The organism is Pseudomonas sp. MD195_PC81_125 (assembly GCF_014060985.1).
GTDB classification, from domain to species: Bacteria; Pseudomonadota; Gammaproteobacteria; order Pseudomonadales; family Pseudomonadaceae; genus Aquipseudomonas; species Aquipseudomonas parakoreensis.
The window spans coordinates 1-1,868 of record NZ_JABULD010000875.1 but is presented as its reverse complement, the minus strand read 5'-3'; the positions used below and the strand labels follow the sequence as shown (position 1 = coordinate 1,868).

Genomic DNA, 1,868 nt, shown 5'->3' with positions numbered 1-1,868 from the left:
CAGAGAACTGGCGTGAGAACTGGCGCGACCTGCTACCAAAATGGAAGGCAGCGTTGCGTTATGCGAAGGAGCGAGGTTGGCGCTTCCATATCTATGACGAATCGCGGATCAGAGGCCAATCACTGAAGAACATCCAGTACTTAGAACGATTCAAGAACGCGGATTACGCGGATCAGGATCTGGACGCCATCATTCGCACGGTCGCTTTCAAGGGCATTGCATCAATCAGCTATCTCGTGGCGCTGCACTTTCAAGGCGCTGAAGCTCTGGGCAAATCGCATATCTTTCATCTCATCGCGACCCGTCAGTTGGATTGCGATATTTCCGGGCCTCTGAGCGATTCGTTAGAAGTCATGGTGGCCGAATGAATGACTTCGTTAGTGAACAGCCTAAGAGAGGCAAGATTGACCGGTCTTTCGTAAATATCGCGCCCGGCCAGGTTGCTTGCTATCAGAAAGAGACCTTCCGGATTACCCAGATATTAGATTTCCAATCCGTGCTGGCGATCAATGTCGAAACCGGGCAACCGAAGGTGCTTCAAATCGGCGAGCTCAAGCCGTTTCTTGGAGACAAGGTAAGAGGGCCCTACGCAGATTACGATTTAGAGGATATCGGTGCTGAGGAATGGGCCATCGCGCAGAAACGCTACGCGGTCATCGCCCCACTCCTGAGCATTGAAGGTCAGTCACGTAGCGTGGTCGAGCAACGTGCGAAAGACGCCGGTGTTGATGCGGTTACGGTTTACAGATGGCTGCGCCGTTACAAAGAGCAAGGCGAAGTTACCGCACTGATCCCACTTAAGCGTGGGTGGGGCAAGGGTCGTTCCAGGATCTCTGAGGGCGTCGAGAAGGTTATTGCCGAGACCATCGACGATTTTTACCTGACCGAGCAACGCCCGGATGTTGCCTCAACGGTTTATGAGGTCCGAAAGCGTTGCAAGGCTTTGAAGCTGTCTCCTCCAACCGTGTCGACGGTGCAGGCGCGCATCAAGAACATTCCTGATCGGACGCGTTTGCGAAGACGCGGCGATAAAGAACTCGCGGGCAACAAATATGACCCGCGCCCAGGCGGACTTAACACTGATTACCCGCTCCAGATCGTGCAGATCGACCACACGCCGGCGGATATGATCATTGTCGACGACGTTCACCGGCGTCCCATCGGCCGTCCTTGGCTGACGCTGGCAATCTGCGTGTATTCGCGAATGGTGACCGGCTACTACCTGTCGATGGATGCCCCCTCTGCGGTCTCGGTGGCAATGTGCGTTGTCCATTCAATCCTACCTAAGGAAAAGTGGCTGGCACTTCATGGGGTGGATGCTGAATGGCCGGTGTGGGGCAAAATGGGCACGCTGCACAGTGACAACGGTGCTGATTTCAAGACCAATAGCCTTGTGCAGTCCTGTGTGAACCACAATATCCGTCGTGACTTCAGGCCGAAGAAAAACCCGCAATGGGGTGGACACATTGAGCGCTGGATGGGCACATTCGCCGGCATCAACAAAAAAGATCGAGGCGCAACCTTTAGCAATCCTGCCGAGCGTCGTGAATATGACTCTGAGAAGCAGTCGATCTACACGTTTGCAGAATACGAGCAGCGGTTGGTCAGAAACCTCATCAAGTACAACAATAAATTCCATGAAGAGATCGACATGGCGCCGATCAAGAAATGGAATCTGGCATTTTTCGGAGATAAAGAGCACGACCCGATTGTGCCCCTACCGCCCAGGGTCGCGGATCCGTGGGGTTTCCAACTCGACTTCTTGCCTGCGACGCTGCGAACCATTCACCCCTATGGCGTGGAAATGGACGCGATGTATTTCGCTGAAGCACTGCGGCCGTGGATAGGTGCAACCGATCCTAAAAACA

The 1,868-nt window shown here is 53.9% G+C and carries 1 protein-coding gene and 1 pseudogene; both read left to right on the top strand.

Features of this window, described 5'->3' with window-relative positions:
• Positions 1–368 (top strand): annotated as a pseudogene (locus HT737_RS30000) (heteromeric transposase endonuclease subunit TnsA); the annotation flags it as partial.
• A partial coding sequence (locus HT737_RS29995; RefSeq protein WP_182404631.1) for a DDE-type integrase/transposase/recombinase occupies positions 365–1,868 on the top strand: 1,504 nt, incomplete at its 3' end. The pseudogene HT737_RS30000 and the gene HT737_RS29995, both read left to right, overlap by 4 nt.